Raw genomic sequence first — 17,973 nt, 5'->3', positions numbered from 1 at the left:
CGACACGGAACGTATTTAACCGTATACTTAACTTTAATTAACATAGACAGTAAAGGAAGTGAGAGATTGACGAAGAAATTATGGTTCCAAGTGGGCGTCGGGATTTTGTTGTCGATACTGATCATTAAATATTTCATGGAAATCAGCTTCATTTTTGCGCCGGTTGTCATTATTATTAAAGCAATTATACTGCCTCTTTTACTCGGCGGTGTACTTTATTACATGACAGAACCGATACAGCACTTCCTTGAAAAACGAAAATTTCCTCGGTGGGCAAGTATTTTAACCATCCTTGCCGGGCTTGCGGTCGTGCTATGGATTTTCATTTCCATTATTGGTCCACCCATTACAAACCAGGTTAATAATCTTGTCGAGGATGCCCCAACCTTGACGAAGGAAGTTGAAAAAGTGAAGGGCTTTTGGCAACAAAAAGACGACCTGCCTGAGAGTCTGCAGAAATCCGTACAAAGCGCAACAGATTCTCTTCAGTCGATTGCTGTGAAATTCGGGAAATGGTTCGTTCAATTTTTACAATCCTTTTTCCAAGCGATGTTCTTGCTCATTTTAGTGCCTTTTTTCTTCATCTTCATGCTGAAGGATCACGAAAAATTCGCGCCGAAAATTTATAATCTTTTCAGTGGTGAACGTCGCGAGTGGGTCAAAAAGACATTAAGTGACATTGACAATGTATTGCGTTCGTACATCCAAGGCCAGTTCCTAATAAGCGCCATACTGGCATCACTAATCTTAATCGGATATTTGCTAATCGGGTTGAAGTATTCGCTGCTCCTTGCGATCTTCGCACTATTTATGAACTTAGTGCCATTTATCGGGCCGTGGATTGCTGTTACACCAGCAGTTATCATCGCTTATATACAAGACCCTAAACTCGTCATTTTAGTGGCAATCGTAACTCTGGTCGCCCAGCAAATCGACAGTAACCTCATTACACCGAACGTTATGGGGAAATCGCTTGATATCCATCCGTTAACGGTTATTACTATCATTTTGGCAGCGGGAAATATTGCTGGATTCGTGGGGATTATCGTCGGCGTCCCCGTGTACGCGGTTGGTAAGGTGATTGTGAGCAATATTTATGACCAGCGAAGAAAGATTAAACACGCTGCTACAAAGGACATCTGAAGTAAGTCTTTAAAAGCCTCCATGATTGGGGGCTTTTTTAGTCGGAAAGTATAAATATTCGCACCAATATATTAGAATATTGGGTATACTTGGTTGTAGTAATACAAATTATAAGGGGGATAACTATGGAATTGGGAGCATTTTCTGTAAGTTTAAGTGTAAAAGACATCAACAAATCGAAGTTGTTTTATGAAAGCTTGGGGTTTCAAATCTTCGGGGGTAATATCGAACAAAATTGGCTTATTATGAAAAATAATAATTGCATTATTGGCCTCTTTCAAGGGATGTTTGAAAAGAATATATTGACTTTCAATCCGGGATGGAATGAAAATGCTGAAAACCTTGATGCATTTACTGATATTCGGGACTTGCAAAAACAGCTTAAAGCAAAAGGGATAAATATACTGTCTGAAGCAGATGAAACAAGCGAGGGTCCCGCAAGTTTTACACTTGAAGATCCAGATGGCAATCCTATTCTTATCGATCAACATAGATAAGAAATAATATAGGAAGGGTGGTTAAAAAATGTACGAGTTAAAAACGAAAGAAACCGATAGTAGTGTTATTGAGTTTATCGAACTTGTAGACAGTCCCAAAAAACGTGAAGACGCATACAGATTGTTAGACATATTTACTGAAACAACCGGATTTGAGGCGAAAATGTGGGGGCCAAGCATTATCGGTTTCGGCAAATATCATTATAAATATGATTCTGGACACGAAGGCGACGCACCTCTTGTCGGCTTCTCTCCACGGAAAGCCAAAATTAGTTTATATTTCGCAACCGGAGACACACAACGGGACGAGTTATTAAAGGACTTCGGAAAACATACATCTGGAAAGTCCTGTGTGTATATTAATAAAATAGCAGATATTAACGTTGATGTATTGAAAGCATTGATTGACCAATCAGTAAGGTTTTTGCAGGAAAGATATCCGGATAAATAAAAAGATGTTAGTGACCAAACGGGGAAAGGTGTTAGGTCACTAACATTTATTTTTCGAAATATAATGTTGCATGCAAGCTACATCCTGGATTAAATTCGGCTTTGCAGTATGGACATGCTGAGTCGCAGTCGCGATATTCATTCACCGTCAATTCGTTCCCACAACTTCCACATAATATAGCTTTTTCATCAAATTTATCAGCCGGCCACACTTCCGGACTTCCGCAACCTACCTCTTCATGGCATTGAAAACAAGGAAAATATGTATCACAGCAATAAAACTTGATTGCAATTATATCAAGTCTTGAATGGTAATGTACGCAGCGTGTCTCGTTATCAATGACATTGCCCGCCACATGATGTCCTTTACATAGCATCGCTTCTCACCTTTTTTGAATAATTTCTTATTGCTTGGAAATCCTTCCTTATAAAAAATCTTACTTAGCCTATCGGGCTAACTAATTTTTAGCGGACAAAACCCACATTGCATCAACCCGGGTACATCTTTTGAGAAACAGCAAGTCGTCCGAACTGTCGTCTGTAAGAGTTCGAAAGGCTCTCGACCATTTAAGAATTTAGCGAATAATGATTTTGCTGAAATTCCATCCCATGTTTTGTCATCCATTAAGCAATTCAAATCCGCGCGCGCTGTATCAATTGTGGCGGGGTTTTCCAACATGACGTGATACTGCCACAATAAAAATCCGAAAATGTTCTCCCATAATGTTAGGGGAGAGATGGATGTAACGGTCCTAATTTGACGGATTATTTTATTCGCCCATAGTAAAATACTTCGAATGGCCCCCCTGTGCTCATCCTCGTCAACAGATTTCCAATCGTCCATTGCAACAAATGTACTTACTGTTTTATTGCCGTACTCTTTAATTGCCCCAAAATTCATCTTCGTTTCGTCCCCATCCCATATTTCATCATATACCGCCAAGTTAAAAAGCTGCATATTAATAAACATACCAACCCGTCGCATGAAAAATGATGCTGCAACAGTCATGTTCGGACTGCCGCTCACGATTTGCACCGCTTTTACACACTCCGATGTTTTTTCACGATCCAATAAATCGTGTAAAGTAAATAGGGGATGAAGAGGTGGATTTACGTAAACACTATAGCTATTCAGTTGTCTAATTTGCTCATTTGATAATTTCGTCATATCTATATTATATGTATTCTCGCATAATTCGACAAGTTGAGCGAGCGCTCGGTCTGAAATATACTATAAAGATAATAAAGTATAGCAGGAGGATTTGAAGAAATGACTAAGCTATTACAACCAGAGGAATTTATTCAGTTAATTGATAAAGACATGGATATCATTATCCCGCTTTCAAACGGTGAGCCCCACGGTTTACTAGATATTTTGGAGGAGCATCATAAGCAATTGGAAAATGTCAAAGTCCATCAATTATTGGCATTGCGTGAACGCGATTATATTAATGGGAAGATGAAAGGGCATCTTTCACATATATCTTACTTTCTAAGTGCGGCGACACGAAAAGCGTTTTGGGAAGGGCATGTGGAATTAATTCCAAATGTCTTTCAAGAAATGTATTATCTTTTAAGAAAGACAACCAAAAATCCTATGGTAATTGCGGTTGCGTCACCAATGGATGAGCATGGCTATTTTTCACTCGGCACAAATGCTGATTATACGGCTGATTTCATTGGTGAGGTTCCATTTGTCCTTGAGGTTAATAAACATATGCCGCGCACATTTGGAAAGCACCAAATCCATATTAGCCAAGTTGCTGGGTTTATTGAAAATGATCAGATTCTTGCGGAAGAAAAGTCGCCAGTCATTACTGACAAGGACCGAAAAATTGCCGAGTTCGTAGCAGCAGATATACAAGACGGAGACACACTGCAAATCGGTATTGGTGCTATTCCGAATGCAGTTATGAAAATGTTGAAAGACCGTCGTCATTTAGGTATCCATACGGAGATGTTGACCGATGGAATTGTGGATCTCGTCGAGGCCGGTGCTGTCGATGGCATGAGAAAAATGACGCATAAAGGGAAGATTGTCGCGTCATTCGCTTTCGGTTCACAACGACTTTATGATTTTATAAATAATAATCCATCAGTTGAATTTTTACCGGTGAGACTTGTAAATGACTCTTATGAGATTGCAAAAGAGGATCATATGGTGTCGATCAATGCGACAACTGAAGTGGATTTATATGGCCAATGTGCTTCCGAGACGGTTGCGGGGCGATATTATTCCTCAAGTGGTGGACAAGCCGATTTTGCAAGAGGTGTTCGTTTGTCGAAATATGGAAAAGGGTATGTCTGTATGCATTCAACGGTGAAAAATGACGCGATTTCGCGGATAAAACTGCATTTAAGTGAGGGATCCGTCGTGACGACATCAAAAAACTATGTCGACAATATTGTGACGGAATATGGCATTGCACGATTGCATGGCAAGTCGATTTCCGAGCGGGCGAAAGCGTTGATCGGGATTGCGCATCCGAAGTTCAGGGATGACTTAACGCGGGAAGCGAAGGAGTTTGGATTGATTGATTGAAGAGATGAGATGAGAAGCCTCCAAGTGGCAAGGCTTCTCTTTTTTAATTTTGCGGGGCGTTTTTTTTGCATGAATGAAAAGAGAGTTGTCCGAGTCGGTGATAAAGTCGCCTGAGTCGGTGATAAAAATATAAATAGTTGCATATTTATACCCCGCATGGTATATTACTTCTATAATAAAAATACTGCAGGGGGTATGAAAATGGAATGGATCATCATGATAGTTATCATTGCATTTTTTGCTTGGCGAATGATGCCGAAAAAAGGCGTGAAATCCATATCGACCGAAGAATTGAAAGGCATGTTGAAAGATAATTCTAAGCAATTTATCGACGTGCGTACACCGGCAGAATATAAAGGTAGACACATTAGTGAATTCAAGAATATCCCTTTAAATATACTTAAATCGAAATTGGAGACACTGGATAAAGAGAAAGAGACGGTCGTCCTCTGCCAAAGCGGTATGCGGAGCTCGCAGGCGGCTAACTTATTAAAGAAAGCAGGTTTCTCTAACGTAATAAACGTCAGGGGCGGCATGAGCACTTGGCGCGGTTGATTGAATAAAATAAAGAAGCAAAGCATCCTATCGCTAAAAACTAACGATAGGATGCCTTTTTTTTGAAGTTCCTATAACACACAATTGGAGTTCTCCTTCTCATCGAAATAGTTCTCATTCCCACTCAAAAGTGTTCGATCACCTCCTCTGCACACCCCAAACCCTACCCAATCTTCAAAATTCGACCTGTTTTGCCCAAGCCAGCCCATAAGCATTCTCATATTATTAAATTAAAGAGGTGGTGACCATTGAAAAAAGAGAATTTGACTGGTCGACATGACCCGTATGAGATTGAACAACGGGAATGGAAGCAAAGACAATCTAAGGAACGATATAAGCAGTTATTAACGATTGCTTCGCCAATTTTCATTTTACTGTTATGGGAAGTACTTTCGAGGACAGGAATAATGGATATTCGATTTTTCCCGCCACCATCCGCTATTTTAGGCACTTTTGCCAAAATGGTAGCGAACGGTGTAATGGTTGACCATATCGGGGTTTCCCTGTACCGGATTTTTGTTGGGTTTTTAGCAGGAGTTATCCCTGGGGTGGTAATCGGTTTGCTGATGGGGCTTTATTCTCCGATTCGACATTTTGTGCAGCCGCTTGTTATGGCACTTATGCCGATACCGACGCTTGCATTGCTGCCGATCATCATTATCCTCTTCGGAATTGGTGATCTGTCGAAAGTTGTAACGATAGCAGGAAGTGTATTTTTCCCAGTCGTTATCAATACGGCTGCGGGTGTTTTGAACATTGACCGAATTTACTTGGATGTTGCTGATAATTATGGCGCGAGTAAGACACAGTTCTTTTTTAAAATTGCATTGCCGGGCGCAATGCCCGTAATGTTGGAAGGGATTCAGATGGGGCAGGCAATTGCGTTGCTTACGATTGTTGCTGCAGAAATGATGGGTGCAACTTCGGGGATTGGATATTTAATCTGGACATCGTATAAGGCATTTCTGCTCGAGCAGATGTATGTCGGTCTCATCCTTATTTCATTCTTCGGCTATCTCTTCTCCTTGATGCTTCGCGGTCTACAGAAAAAGTTGTTACCTTGGAGGTGATTGGATGGAAAAGAGAGCGAAAATCGAAATTAGGAAACTAACAAAAGCATTTTATAAAAAACAATCGAGTGTGACCGCCCTCGAGGACATTTCTCTCACAATCGGGGAGGGTGAATTTGTTTGTATCGTCGGACCAAGCGGATGCGGAAAAACGACTTTACTTCGGATATTGGCAGGACTCGAACAGCCAAGTATTGGGGAATTTGAAATTCATCAAGAGCAGGAAGGGCGACCTCTCCAATCAATGGTTTTTCAGGAGAGGGGCGTCATACCTTGGTTGACGGTGAAGGAAAATGTCGCATTTGGTTTGAAAATGAGGAAAATGCCGAAGAACGTTGTGCAAGAACGAACGAACTATTATTTGAAAAAGACCGGACTTGACCGATTTGCACACCTATATCCGAAAGAATTGTCAGGTGGCATGAAACAGCGGGTGAGCATTGCCCGTGCCTTTGCAAATGACCCGGAAATCTTGCTGATGGATGAGCCGTTTGCAGCGCTCGATGAACAGAATAAATTCATCTTGCAAGAAGAACTGCTATCCATTTGGTCTGAAACGAAAAAAACAGTTATTTTCATAACGCATAGCATTGATGAAGCATTATTGTTAAGCGACCGAATCCTCCTTATGAGTGCGCAACCCGGCAAGATCATACAACAAGTCAAGATCGATACACCACGGCCAAGGACGATAGAGGATATCCGGAAGGACCCGGTACTTGCAGAGCAATTTGTCGATATTTGGAAACACTTGCAGGATGAAGTTCAACAATCAAGGAGAGAGAATAAGTGAAAAGGGGAAAAAAGGTGAGAAAAAAGTTCCTGTGCGGGTGGCTATTAATGTTGGCGGCGGTCCTTTTAATAGTAGGGGCCTGCTCCAAAAAAGAAACGAATCCTGTTGAAAAGACAGAACCAACGACTCCTGGAGATTCAGTCGTTGAAACGCCCTCCGGTGATTTGGCTCCTTTAGACAAAAGGGTGAAGATTTTAATCGCTGAAGACGGTGCAGCTTCCGGAGCGGGTTTCTATATTGCAAAGGAAAAAGGATATTTTGAGGAATACAATATAGAAGTCGCTTTTGCGGACTTTGCCAATAGTGACGATATGTTGCCGGCACTTGCCGCAGGGGAAGTGGATATTGCAGGGGGGGTCTCGACTGCATCGTTCTTCAACGCGATTGCACAAGGTATCGACGTTCGGATCATTGCGGATAAAGGGCATAATATGCCTGGCAAATCATATTTCACTTTCGTAATCGGCAACCATATGGTGGATGAAATTAAGGATTATCCTGATTTCAAAGGGAAAAAGATAGCCGTGTCTTCAAGAAACTCGATTGATGGGTATATTTACGAGGAAATGTTGAAACATGCGGGATTGACTGAGGATGATGTCGAATACGTCCATATCGCGGATTTTGGTGCAATGCTTGGTGCGATTAATGCGGGTACAATTGATGCTGCTCTCAGTATCGAGCCTTTGATTGCACAAGGGGTTGCAAATGGTATTCACGTTCGCTTCGGGGATGCTACCGATTACGCCCCTGAATCTCAGATCGCCATGGTGCTCGCTTCCCCGAAATTCATGGAAAATGAAGAAGTATCTTTGCGTTTCATGGCAGCCTATTTGAAAGGCGTCCGGGATTACAACGATGCATTCTTTAAAGATATCGACAAGGATGAAATCGTCGATATCATGGTGATGCATACCGCTTTGAAAGATCATGAGTTGTGGGACAGAGTAAACGTCACTGGTCTCGACCCGAATGGAAAGATGTTCGTTGATGATATTAAGAAGCAATATGAAACGTATAAAGCAAATGGTGCGATTCTTGGAGATATTGATTTTGACAAAGCGGTAGATACTTCATTGACGGAAAAAGCTGTGGAAGTTATTGGGGTTTACGAATAAAAGAGAAAACGCTCAGTTTTGCACTGAGCGTTTTTTCGTGTGGCTAAGAAGAAATGTCTGGATATCGATTGAATCAGTAAGTTTATCGATTGAATCTATGATTATATCTATTGAATAATAGAATATATCTATTGAATCCGTAAATATATCACCAAAATATGAGCAATGGACTATTCGGACGTTGGGATTTTCCCCATCACAACTGAAGTCTGATAACTATGCAACCCCATGCCGATCACTATTACCAATATACCAACCAAAGAAAGTGCGTTAGGCAATGCGATATGCAGAATAAGCATTTCACCTACCATTGCAAATATAAGCTCTGTAGATTGTGTCGCTTCAACTGCCGCAAGCTTGCCTTGATCATTTTGTACAAGGTCCGTCGCCATGAAGAATAGAGTCGTCGCAATGACGCCTGAGCTGACCGCGACAATTAGCGACTGAATAACCTGACTCCAAGAAGGCGGTCCGGCAGTAAGCAGCGCATAGATGGCAAAACCAACCCACACAGGAATCGTCATCAACGTCATTGCTAGCACCCGTTGAAACGTGTCAAGCCTACCTTTCAATAAATCCATCATCTTCCGATTGCCTAAAGGATAAGCAAACGCCGCAACGATGACCGGAAGAATGCCAAGTAATAGAGTGCGTGTATCGACACTATTCGCATTCGGAATTTGAATCAAAACAACGCCCGCGAAAATAATTAATGTTATGAAGAGTGATACTAAAGGAATCCGCTGCCTAATCCTCTTTTCCCCATCATTAGTCCTCACAACAATAACGAACAACGGCGCCAACAGTACGCCCGCAACAATCGTTAATTGCCAAGTGCCCGCAAGCAACCATCCGGGACTATAAGCCGCTGAAAATGTCAAAGGGGCATAGAAGAGTACGAATGCAACGATGCTCCACGTGAAAAAGGGAAGGGGAGTTGCAGCCATTGCCTTACCCGTTTCCCGAAGCCCTTTACGATAGGCCACGATGGCAATCAAAAACGGAACCATGAAAAAATAACGGAGGGAGGCACTCCATAACCAGCTGCCCCCCGAAATCTCCATCGATCTATTCAACACGAATGTCACCGCGAAAAATAGAGATGACAGAATCCCAATCCAAATCGCCTTCATAAGGATGTCCCCTTATGCACGTTCTTCGTAAAGTTTTACTGCCTCAATTATGACGTTCGTCGCTTTTTCCATATTGTCCACAGAAATATACTCATATTTGCCGTGGTAGTTTTCACCGCCAGTGAAAATATTCGGCGTCGGCATACCCATATAGGAAAGCTGGGAACCGTCCGTACCACCGCGAACCGGTACGATATTCGGCTCGATTTCAAGCACTTTGAATGCATCCGAAATGATATCGACAATCTCCATAACCGGCTCGATTTTCTCACGCATATTGTAATACTGATCATTCAATTCAAGTTCAACGGCACCTTCGCCATGTTCCTGTTTCAATTGCTCAACAGTATCGACCATCAATTGTTTACGTGCCTCGAATGTTTCGCGATCGAAATAGCGGATAATGTAATGCAACTCAGTTTTTTCAACAGATCCACTCACATCCGTAAGGTGGACGAACCCTTCATAGCCGTCTGTCACTTGCGGAATTTCATCAGCAGGCATTGCCGCTTGGAATTGGTTTGCAATGAGAATGGAGTTCACCATCTTGTCTTTAGCAGAACCAGGATGCACATTTGTTCCGTGGAATGTCAATTTAGCGCCAGCCGCATTAAAGCTTTCATACTGAAGCTCGCCAAGTGGACCACCGTCCATCGTGTACGCATATTTCGCACCGAACGCCTCCACATCGAACTTATGAGGCCCTTGCCCAATTTCTTCGTCAGGTGTGAAAGCAACACGTAGTTTCCCATGTTTAATGTCAGGATTCTGAATCAAATACTCCATAGCCGTCATGATTTCAGCAATCCCGGCTTTATTGTCCGCACCTAATAACGTCGTTCCGTCTGTTGTGATAAGCGTGTGGCCAACATAGTTTTTCAATTCAGGGAATGCTTTAACAGACATCACAGTCTTTTCATTCAACTGAATGTCATTGCCATCATAATTGTCGATTCGCTGTGGATTGACGTTTTTACCAGTGTAGTCCGGCGCAGTGTCAACATGTGCAAGAAATCCGATAACCGGCAATTCTTTCTCAGTATTTGACGGAAGGGATGCGAATAAATAACCGTTTTCGTCTAAAGTTATTTCCTCCATACCAATTTCAGCAAGCTCTTTTTCAAGGACATGAAGCAGATCCCATTGTCCCGGAGTTGATGGAGTAGTTGTGCTTGCTTCATGCGATTGTGTATCGATTTTCGCATAGCGTGTTAAACGTTCGATCAATTTTTCTTTCATTCTAAAAACCTCCTATAATAAAAAGCATTGTTTCCTTCATCTTATCAGATTGTTTCGATTCACGGAATACTGAATAACCCGGCTTCCAATGCTTGCTGCTATGAAAACTTGGGCTGCATAATACGTCACCATTACAAAAGCGTCTCGGTAAGGAATATCGAGAACAAAACGGTCGATAGCAAGCACGGAGTCGGAAAAGATGAATAGTAACGCACCTACAATGGTAAGTTTTAATCGTGTGCGGATTGCCATCCATCCCATCAATAGAATAACGGCAATATAGGCGATAATTGCGAACCCCATAACCGATTGGCCAACAGAAAACTGTGAACCTGCAAGCAATACAGCCATGAACACTCCATATAGCAAGAGTGGAATTGCTGCCCATATAGGCACACGATTGCGACTTACCGATTTAAAGGCGAAGATGTAAAAAACATGTCCGATGAAAAAAGTAATAAGACCTGCCAAAAACCAATAGATGACACCGTCCGCAATCATACAGACTAATAGGCCGGCAATAATGGTTCTCTTATAATTTCGTGAAACAAACGTCGGTGTCATTGCAGCAAACGTAAGGATAAGCGCCATCGGAACAAGTTTCATAAAGATCTTAAAACCGACCGGTTCAGGTGGAATAAAAAAGATGTAAATGGAACCAAAAATGATAATTGCTGTCAATACGATTTTTTTCATTGGAAAACAGCAGCCCCTTTCCGTACTATTACTTATTCGGGAAAAGTGTCTATAATCCTTTTAGTCAAGTGTCGTTAGCAATTTATTCGTCCGAAGGATCTCGATGAAAACCTCAAGTGCCTTTGTTTGAAACGGTGTGTTCGTTACAATGGAGAACTTCCTGGTGAATGGCAGACCCCTAATATTCAGCACGTGCAAGTCACCGTTCTTCAACTCTTTTTTCAAAGACCATTGGGAAAGAAGGCTGATTCCAAGACCCGCTTCCACAGATTCTTTAATGGGTTGTGTGCTACTGAAATTCATCAAATTTGTTGGCGAAATTCCATATTGTGAAAATAAATTGTCCATGGCCTCCCGTGTTCCCGAGCCTTTCTCCCGAACAATCCACGTTTCCCGTTCCAATGAATTAAGTTCAATCAGCCTATCGCTTTTGGCGAGCGAGTGGTTGCTTCCGCATACGACGACCATAGCGTCTTCTGCAAAATCCTCGACAATGAGTTTTGCCGCATTGAACTTTCCCTCCACAATTCCAATATCGAGCTGATGGCCGGCGACCAATTCAGCTATTGTTGCCGTATTCCCAATGGTAACGGTAGGTTGGATATCGGGATAAGTATGCTTTAGATTGGCGATAATGCGTGGCAGTACGTATTCTCCGAATGTATAACTGGCGCCAATAGACAGAGGGCCGCTCGCCTTATTCGCAAGGTCATCGACAAGATTTTGCATTTTCGTATATAAAGCAAGAATTTCCTTTGCGTGGTGATAAACGATTTCGCCTGCTTTGTTTAGTCGAACATACTTATTGGTGCGTTCCAATAGCCTTGCCCCAATCTCATCTTCAAGTTGGCGTATATACTGGCTAACTGCCGGTTGGGTCATATGGTGCTCCTCGGCGGCACGTGAGAAGCTCTCTTTTTCAGCTACTGTAACAAATATTTGAAGTTGCTGATCCACCATTCATCACTCCTTGAATTCGATTATAACATTTTACTTATCATACTCATTATTATAATTTATTTTACTTATGAAATACTTCGTATTACCCTTAAATAAGGAGGTGCTGAATATGATTGAAAAGAAGCTCACTAACAAGAAAATTCTATGGATCACGGGAATTGCTTTCACATTTTTTATTGCTTTATTAGGTTTTATACTAGCGAAAGTACCCGGATTCAGTCACATAGGACAGTTGGCAAGCGCCATTATCATCGCTGTTACATATAGACAATTATTCGGTTATCCCGAATGGGTTCGCGCAGGAATTACCTTTTCAACTAAAAAACTGCTTCGGTTGGCAATCATTCTATACGGATTGAAATTAAACATTGACGTTGTATTCCGAGATGGTTTAGGACTGTTGGCGCGCGATGTATTGGTCATCGCTTTTGCGATTGGAGCCATGGTGCTTCTTGCAAAATGGTTGAAGGCGGATAGGAATATTTCTTTGCTCCTTGGTGTCGGGACTGGTGTTTGTGGGGCAGCAGCCATCGCAGCGGTCGCACCGATTATCAAAGCCAAGGATGAAGATACCGCAATTGGCGTTGGTATTATCGCGATGTTAGGAACAGTTTTTGCAATCGGTTACACGCTATTGCGACCAATATTGCCCCTTCTTCCAACTGATTATGGAATTTGGTCGGGAATGAGTCTCCATGAATTGGCGCATGTTGCAATTGCGGCTGCACCAGCAGGGGAGGATGCACTCGCCATCGCATTACTCGCAAAATTAGGCAGGGTATTTCTATTGGTACCACTATGCTTTATCTTTATCTATTTCATGAAACGTAAAAGCAAGGGAGAGGATGGGGAGCAGACCAAAATCGAATTCCCATGGTTCCTTGTCGGGTTCATATTAATGAGCTTGTTTGGAAGTTATGTATTAGGTCATTCCATTCCGGTAACGGACGGGGTGATGTCAGGAATCAGTAGCGCAACAACGTGGCTATTGACAGCCGCAATGGTCGGGCTTGGTCTAAACGTAAGTTTGAAAGACTTATTAGACCGGGCGATGAGACCATTAATAGCGGTCACAATAACATCAATTTGTTTATCTGTTTTAGTGTATTTTATTTTATAAAGAATTGAAAAAGGGCACTCCTGAGAGATGCCCTTTTCGTATAGATTAACCTACTGAGTAGTTCTTGTGTGCAACAACAGTGAGATTGGATGCGACACCAATCCTCTCTGCATCATCCTCGGAAATCTTCACGATAACCGAATTCTCTAGTATCTTGTGGATTGTTCCATTCACCTCATGATCATTACGGGTGAATGAAATCTCTTCGTCAATATGACGAGCTGCGACAAAATCTGAAACAGGTTTCTCCCTACGTGGAAAAGCCAATCGAATCCCTCCTACTGTGCATTCTCACCATAACCTATAAAGAAAAAACGCTAAGGATTGTCCTTAGCCAAAAAAGTCATGATGGAAAACAACTAGTCGAAAACGATCTAAATCAAGTTGTCTACTATTAGTATACCATAATTTGTCGAACTTCGCTGAAAACAGGATTCGTTGACTACAATCAAACCTCTTGACAATATACCTAAGGGGGTATAAACTATTAAACATAATCAACAAGAAAGGAGCTGAAACGAATTGCAATACGATGAAAAAGTTGTAAATCGATTAAAAAGAATCGAAGGCCAGATAAAAGGGATTTTACGAATGATTGAAGAAGGCAAGGACTGCAAAGAGGTCGTCACGCAATTGTCAGCATCTCGTTCGGCAATTGACCGTACAATTGGCGTCATTGTCAGCTCGAACATCATTGCATGCATGCAAAGTATTGACGAAAATAATCCGATGTCTCAAGAGGATATCGTGAAGGAAGCTGTAAATCTTCTTGTAAAGAGCCGTTAAGTAGACCTGCTCGTAAAGAGTCACAAACTGTTGACTCTTTTATTTTAACTCTTTAATATACCCATAGGGGTAATGGTAGTGAAAAGAAAGGATGATTATATTGTCGGGAACGAAAAAGACGACCATTGTGTTGTTCAGTGGCGATTATGATAAAGCAATGGCAGCCTATATCATTGCAAATGGAGCCGTGGCTTATGATCATGAAGTCACAATCTTCCATACATTTTGGGGTTTGAATGCACTTCGTAAGGAGGAACATGTGCCAGTTAAAAAAGGTTTCCTTGAAAAGATGTTCGGGAAAATGATGCCGCGTGGGGCTGATAAGTTGGGCATTTCAAAAATGAATATGGCTGGAATGGGACCTAAAATGATTAAGCATGTCATAAAGAAGCATAATGCGATGACGCTTCCCCAGCTGATCGAATTGGCGCAGGAACAAGATATCAAACTTGTAGCATGTACAATGACAATGGATTTGTTAGGTCTTGATCAAAACGAATTACTAGATGGTATCGATTATGCGGGAGTCGCGGCTTATTTAGCTGATGCACAAGAGGGCAATGTGAATTTATTTATCTAAAAAGGAGGAAATAAAATGATTGAAGTAACAGCAAAAGAAATTGAAGCAAAATTATCCGAGGGCAAACAGCTTAATCTGATAGATGTTCGAGAGGTGGATGAAGTTGCAGAAGGTAAAATCCCTGGTGCGATTAATATACCGCTTGGTTTATTGGAATTCCGTATGAATGAGTTGGATAAAGCGGTTGAATACACAATGGTTTGTCGTTCGGGAGGCCGCAGTGGACAGGCGACGAAATTCCTTGAAAGCTACGGATATAAAGTCGCTAATATGGAAGGCGGTATGTTAGCTTGGGAAGGACCAGTAGAGGATTTTTTTACAAAAAATAATACTCCCACCAGTATTGGTGGTAATTTAGGTACACCAATAACCGCTGAAGAAGTTGCAAAAAAAGTGATTAATAAAGAGAAATTCTTCGTATTGGATGTCCGTAATGAAGACGCGTTTGCTGATTGGAAAATCGAAGGGGAGAATATCCAGTACTTGAATATCCCTTATTTTGATTTACTGGATGGAGTGGAAGAAATCCTCGATCAAATCCCGACAGATCAGGCTGTTGTTGTTGTCTGTGCGAAGGAGGGTTCTTCTATATTTGTCGCGGAAATGCTCGCTGAAGCCGGACGTGATGTCAACTACTTGCAAGGTGGCATGAAAGCATGGAGTGAACATTTGGAGCCTGTGAAAGTTGGCAACTTGAAAGATGGTGGTGCTATTTATCAATTCATCCGAATCGGAAAAGGATGCCTTTCTTACATGATCATTTCGAACGGGGAAGCCGCAATTGTAGATGCGACAAGAATGACAGATGTCTTCATTGATTTCGCAAAACAGTTGGACGTAAAAATTACGAATGTGCTCGATACACATCTGCACGCGGACCATATTTCCGGGGGACGAAAAATTGCTGAAGCCGTGAATGGAACGTACTGGCTACCACCAAAAGACGCTACTGAAGTGACGTTTGCATACGAACCGCTTGAAGATGGTCGTGTCATAACGGTGGGTAGTTCAAAAATTGATATTCAGGCACTTTATTCACCGGGTCATACAATTGGCTCTACTTCGTTTATTGTCGATGATGCCTATTTATTATCAGGTGATATTTTATTCATCGATTCCATTGGGCGTCCAGACCTTGCGGGATTAGCGGAGGATTGGGTTCGCGACCTACGGGAAACGTTGTATGGCCGTTACCGTGAACTGGCAAAGGACCTGCTCGTTCTGCCAGCGCACTTCATGATCATCGAAGAATTGAAAGAAGACGGAAGTGTATCGGAAAAGTTAGGAACACTTTTTGAGAAGAACCACGGTTTAAATATCGAGGATGAACAAGAGTTCCGTCAAATGGTAACAGGAAATTTACCTCCTCAACCAAATGCATACCAAGAAATCCGTCAAACGAACATGGGAAGAATCATGCCCGATGAAGAAACACAACGTGAAATGGAAATTGGACCTAATCGTTGTGCAGTCCGTTAATAAAAAAATTAAATTAAAAGGAGAAGATGACAAATGAATAGTAGAAATGTAGTAGATGCAAAAGGATTAGCATGCCCAATGCCTGTTGTACGTACAAGGAAGGCGATAAAGGAATTGGAAGCAGGAGAAATCTTGGAAATCCATACGACCGATAAAGGCTCAGTTGCTGATTTGACAGCATGGGCGAAATCCAGCGGTCATGAAATGGTAGACCAAAAAGAGGAAGATAGCGTCTTTACGTTTTTTATTAAAAAAGGATGAGTGTAGGGGAGGGGGTATCTAAGTAGATACCCTTTTCTTAATAACAAATAGGAGGACGACTCTATGGATATGACATTTTTAGTCGCGATTTTCCTTATCGGGTTTGTTGGATCCTTCGTTTCCGGCATGGTCGGCATCGGCGGTTCAATTATCAAATACCCGATGCTATTATACATCCCGCCCTTGCTTGGCGTTGCGGCATTCTCTGCACATGAAGTCTCTGGCATTAGCGCGATTCAAGTGTTTTTCGCGACAATTTCGGGTGTATGGGCGTATCGGAAAAGTGGATATCTCAATAAAACATTAATAATTTATATGGGCAGCGCAATCTTGGTAGGAAGTTTCATCGGGGGCTACGGATCCAACTTGATTTCAGAGGGAAGCATCAACCTTGTATACGGCATTTTGGCAACAATTGCGGCCATCATGATGTTCATTCCAAAGAAAGGATTGGACGATATTCCGACGGATCAGGTTTTTTTCAATAAATGGCTTTCGGCGGTATTAGCTTTCATTGTAGGGGTTGCGGCCGGAATAGTAGGAGCTGCAGGAGCTTTTATTTTAGTTCCGATCATGCTTGTCGTCCTAAAAATACCGACGCGCATGACGATAGCAACGTCACTTGCAATCACATTCATTTCATCGATTGGATCGACTATAGGAAAGATTGTAACGGACCAAGTCCTTTACAGTCCGGCTGCTGTTATGATTGTAGCCAGTATCCTCGCTGCTCCATTGGGGGCAAAGGCTGGACAGAAGATGAACACGAAAATATTGCAGGGTATATTGGCTTTATTAATTTTAGGTACAGCCATCAAAATCTGGTTAGATTTTTGACATTACAAAAGAGGCACTTGAACAGATCAACTGTTAAAGTGCCTCTTTGCTATCCATAAGGATAATAGATTTATTGCCGTTTTTTCTTAAATGCTGCGCGAATACGTGGTTCGGTACCTTCGCGAATCCTTTTAAGATTTTCAATATGCTTCCAAATTGCCATCAAAAAAAGTAAAGCTGCGACAAAAATTGTCCAAGTACCGTCGAGCCAAAAGGCCATTAAAATAAGAGTGATATAAAGCATAAGTACACCGAAGACTATAAGATCTGTAACGATGGCGATAAGAATAAACAGAGCAAATCCGGCAAGTCCGAACCGCCAATCGATAGCAAAGAGCACCCCGATTACAGTTGCAGTACCTTTTCCTCCGTTGAATTTCATATGGAACGGAAAATTATGACCGAATATAACAGCGGCACCCGCAATGAATAACAACAAAGTGATCTGGTCAGTGGATAATCCAAAATGTCCAGCAAGCACTCTTACAATAATGACCGCGAAAATCCCTTTACCGATATCAATCAAAGCAACGAGTGCGCCATATTTTTTCCCAAGTACAATCATCGCATTCGAAGCGCCCGCGTTCTTAACCCCTGTCTCTTTCAGATTAACCCCGGAAATCAACCGTGCAATTGTCGAACCATGTAAGCAACCCACTATATATCCTAAAACAACGATGCTTATAATCCATAAAGTCATTTTAAATCCCCCAA

22 protein-coding genes and 1 pseudogene are annotated in these 17,973 nt (G+C 41.9%); 15 read left to right on the top strand and 8 right to left on the bottom strand.

The window, feature by feature from the left end; all coding sequences use genetic code 11:
* Positions 1-66: 66 nt before the first annotated feature.
* The 3 genes from NSQ43_RS01275 to NSQ43_RS01265 all read left to right on the top strand — a co-directional run bounded on the left by NSQ43_RS01275 (position 67) and on the right by NSQ43_RS01265 (position 2,091).
* Positions 67-1,143 (top strand): AI-2E family transporter, encoded by a 1,077-nt coding sequence (locus tag NSQ43_RS01275; RefSeq protein ID WP_339252379.1) that lies wholly within the window; start codon positions 67-69, stop codon positions 1,141-1,143.
* Between the two features lie 125 nt (positions 1,144-1,268).
* Positions 1,269-1,640 (top strand): VOC family protein, encoded by a 372-nt coding sequence (locus tag NSQ43_RS01270; RefSeq protein ID WP_339252377.1) that lies wholly within the window; start codon positions 1,269-1,271, stop codon positions 1,638-1,640.
* Positions 1,641-1,668: 28 nt separating this feature from the next.
* A complete protein-coding gene (locus NSQ43_RS01265) occupies positions 1,669-2,091 on the top strand; it encodes a DUF1801 domain-containing protein (protein ID WP_339252375.1) in 423 nt (140 codons plus the stop codon).
* 46 nt (positions 2,092-2,137) lie between these two features.
* Here the strand turns inward: NSQ43_RS01265 and NSQ43_RS01260 are convergent, their stop codons facing one another.
* Together NSQ43_RS01260 and NSQ43_RS01255 are read right to left on the bottom strand one after the other, a co-directional pair.
* Positions 2,138-2,467, bottom strand: a complete 330-nt coding sequence (locus NSQ43_RS01260) for a CHY zinc finger protein (protein ID WP_339252373.1) — start codon at positions 2,465-2,467, stop codon at positions 2,138-2,140.
* Between the two features lie 77 nt (positions 2,468-2,544).
* Positions 2,545-3,258, bottom strand: a complete 714-nt coding sequence (locus NSQ43_RS01255; protein WP_339252371.1) for a hypothetical protein — start codon at positions 3,256-3,258, stop codon at positions 2,545-2,547.
* Between the two features lie 102 nt (positions 3,259-3,360).
* On the opposite strand from NSQ43_RS01255, the gene NSQ43_RS01250 reads away from it, so the two are divergent.
* The 5 genes from NSQ43_RS01250 to NSQ43_RS01230 all read left to right on the top strand — a co-directional run bounded on the left by NSQ43_RS01250 (position 3,361) and on the right by NSQ43_RS01230 (position 8,168).
* Positions 3,361-4,632, top strand: a complete 1,272-nt coding sequence (locus NSQ43_RS01250) for an acetyl-CoA hydrolase/transferase C-terminal domain-containing protein (RefSeq protein ID WP_339252369.1) — start codon at positions 3,361-3,363, stop codon at positions 4,630-4,632.
* Positions 4,633-4,833: 201 nt separating this feature from the next.
* The gene (locus NSQ43_RS01245) at positions 4,834-5,187 is read left to right on the top strand and encodes a rhodanese-like domain-containing protein (RefSeq protein WP_339252367.1); all 354 of its coding nucleotides are present in this window, start codon (positions 4,834-4,836) and stop codon (positions 5,185-5,187) included.
* Positions 5,188-5,435: 248 nt separating this feature from the next.
* Positions 5,436-6,257: an ABC transporter permease gene (locus NSQ43_RS01240; RefSeq protein WP_339252365.1), complete on the top strand. Its 822-nt coding sequence runs from the start codon at positions 5,436-5,438 to the stop codon at positions 6,255-6,257.
* Between the two features lie 4 nt (positions 6,258-6,261).
* The gene (locus tag NSQ43_RS01235; RefSeq protein WP_339252363.1) at positions 6,262-7,050 is read left to right on the top strand and encodes an ABC transporter ATP-binding protein; all 789 of its coding nucleotides are present in this window, start codon (positions 6,262-6,264) and stop codon (positions 7,048-7,050) included.
* Between the two features lie 47 nt (positions 7,051-7,097).
* The gene (locus NSQ43_RS01230; protein WP_339254735.1) at positions 7,098-8,168 is read left to right on the top strand and encodes an ABC transporter substrate-binding protein; all 1,071 of its coding nucleotides are present in this window, start codon (positions 7,098-7,100) and stop codon (positions 8,166-8,168) included.
* Positions 8,169-8,338: 170 nt separating this feature from the next.
* Here NSQ43_RS01230 and NSQ43_RS01225 read toward each other — a convergent pair whose 3' ends face one another.
* The 4 genes from NSQ43_RS01225 to NSQ43_RS01210 are packed head-to-tail and all read right to left on the bottom strand — an operon-like array spanning position 8,339 to position 12,193.
* On the bottom strand, positions 8,339-9,301 hold the full coding sequence (locus NSQ43_RS01225; protein ID WP_339252361.1) for a multidrug resistance efflux transporter family protein: 963 nt from the start codon (positions 9,299-9,301) through the stop codon (positions 8,339-8,341).
* A 12-nt stretch (positions 9,302-9,313) separates the two neighbouring features.
* Entirely contained in the window at positions 9,314-10,540 is a 1,227-nt protein-coding gene (gene pepT / locus NSQ43_RS01220; protein WP_339252359.1) for a peptidase T, read from the bottom strand.
* 36 nt (positions 10,541-10,576) lie between these two features.
* Positions 10,577-11,236 carry a lysoplasmalogenase gene (locus tag NSQ43_RS01215; protein ID WP_339252357.1) on the bottom strand — a complete coding sequence of 220 codons (660 nt, stop codon included), beginning with the start codon at positions 11,234-11,236 and terminating at the stop codon, positions 10,577-10,579.
* Positions 11,237-11,296: 60 nt separating this feature from the next.
* Entirely contained in the window at positions 11,297-12,193 is an 897-nt protein-coding gene (locus tag NSQ43_RS01210; protein WP_339254733.1) for a LysR family transcriptional regulator, read from the bottom strand.
* A 112-nt stretch (positions 12,194-12,305) separates the two neighbouring features.
* On the opposite strand from NSQ43_RS01210, the gene NSQ43_RS01205 reads away from it, so the two are divergent.
* Positions 12,306-13,316 (top strand): putative sulfate exporter family transporter, encoded by a 1,011-nt coding sequence (locus NSQ43_RS01205; RefSeq protein ID WP_339252355.1) that lies wholly within the window; start codon positions 12,306-12,308, stop codon positions 13,314-13,316.
* A gap of 45 nt (positions 13,317-13,361) precedes the next feature.
* On the opposite strand, the gene NSQ43_RS01200 is transcribed toward NSQ43_RS01205, so the two are convergent.
* Positions 13,362-13,583, bottom strand: a complete 222-nt coding sequence (locus NSQ43_RS01200) for a DUF2187 family protein (protein WP_339252353.1) — start codon at positions 13,581-13,583, stop codon at positions 13,362-13,364.
* A gap of 255 nt (positions 13,584-13,838) precedes the next feature.
* Here NSQ43_RS01200 and NSQ43_RS01195 point away from each other — a divergent pair, with 255 nt between their 5' ends.
* From NSQ43_RS01195 to NSQ43_RS01170, 6 genes and pseudogenes are all read left to right on the top strand, one after another.
* On the top strand, positions 13,839-14,102 hold the full coding sequence (locus NSQ43_RS01195) for a metal-sensitive transcriptional regulator (protein ID WP_339252351.1): 264 nt from the start codon (positions 13,839-13,841) through the stop codon (positions 14,100-14,102).
* Between the two features lie 97 nt (positions 14,103-14,199).
* Complete coding sequence (locus tag NSQ43_RS01190) at positions 14,200-14,682, top strand: DsrE/DsrF/DrsH-like family protein (RefSeq protein WP_339254732.1); 483 nt, start codon at positions 14,200-14,202, stop codon at positions 14,680-14,682.
* Positions 14,683-14,697: 15 nt separating this feature from the next.
* Positions 14,698-14,967 (top strand): annotated as a pseudogene (locus tag NSQ43_RS01185) (rhodanese-like domain-containing protein); the annotation flags it as partial.
* An 81-nt stretch (positions 14,968-15,048) separates the two neighbouring features.
* The gene (locus tag NSQ43_RS01180) at positions 15,049-16,161 is read left to right on the top strand and encodes an MBL fold metallo-hydrolase (RefSeq protein ID WP_339254731.1); all 1,113 of its coding nucleotides are present in this window, start codon (positions 15,049-15,051) and stop codon (positions 16,159-16,161) included.
* A gap of 33 nt (positions 16,162-16,194) precedes the next feature.
* Positions 16,195-16,422, top strand: coding sequence for a sulfurtransferase TusA family protein (locus tag NSQ43_RS01175; RefSeq protein ID WP_339252349.1), 228 nt, complete (start codon positions 16,195-16,197; stop codon positions 16,420-16,422).
* 63 nt (positions 16,423-16,485) lie between these two features.
* The gene (locus NSQ43_RS01170) at positions 16,486-17,259 is read left to right on the top strand and encodes a sulfite exporter TauE/SafE family protein (protein WP_339252347.1); all 774 of its coding nucleotides are present in this window, start codon (positions 16,486-16,488) and stop codon (positions 17,257-17,259) included.
* Between the two features lie 70 nt (positions 17,260-17,329).
* Here NSQ43_RS01170 and NSQ43_RS01165 read toward each other — a convergent pair whose 3' ends face one another.
* Entirely contained in the window at positions 17,330-17,959 is a 630-nt protein-coding gene (locus NSQ43_RS01165; protein WP_339252345.1) for a glycerol-3-phosphate acyltransferase, read from the bottom strand.
* Between the last annotated feature and the right edge of the window lie 14 nt (positions 17,960-17,973).

The organism is Sporosarcina sp. FSL W8-0480 (genome assembly GCF_037963765.1).
Classification (GTDB): Bacteria; Bacillota; Bacilli; order Bacillales_A; family Planococcaceae; genus Sporosarcina.
The sequence above is the reverse complement of the archived record's forward strand: the minus strand, read 5'-3'. Positions and strand labels throughout refer to the sequence as shown.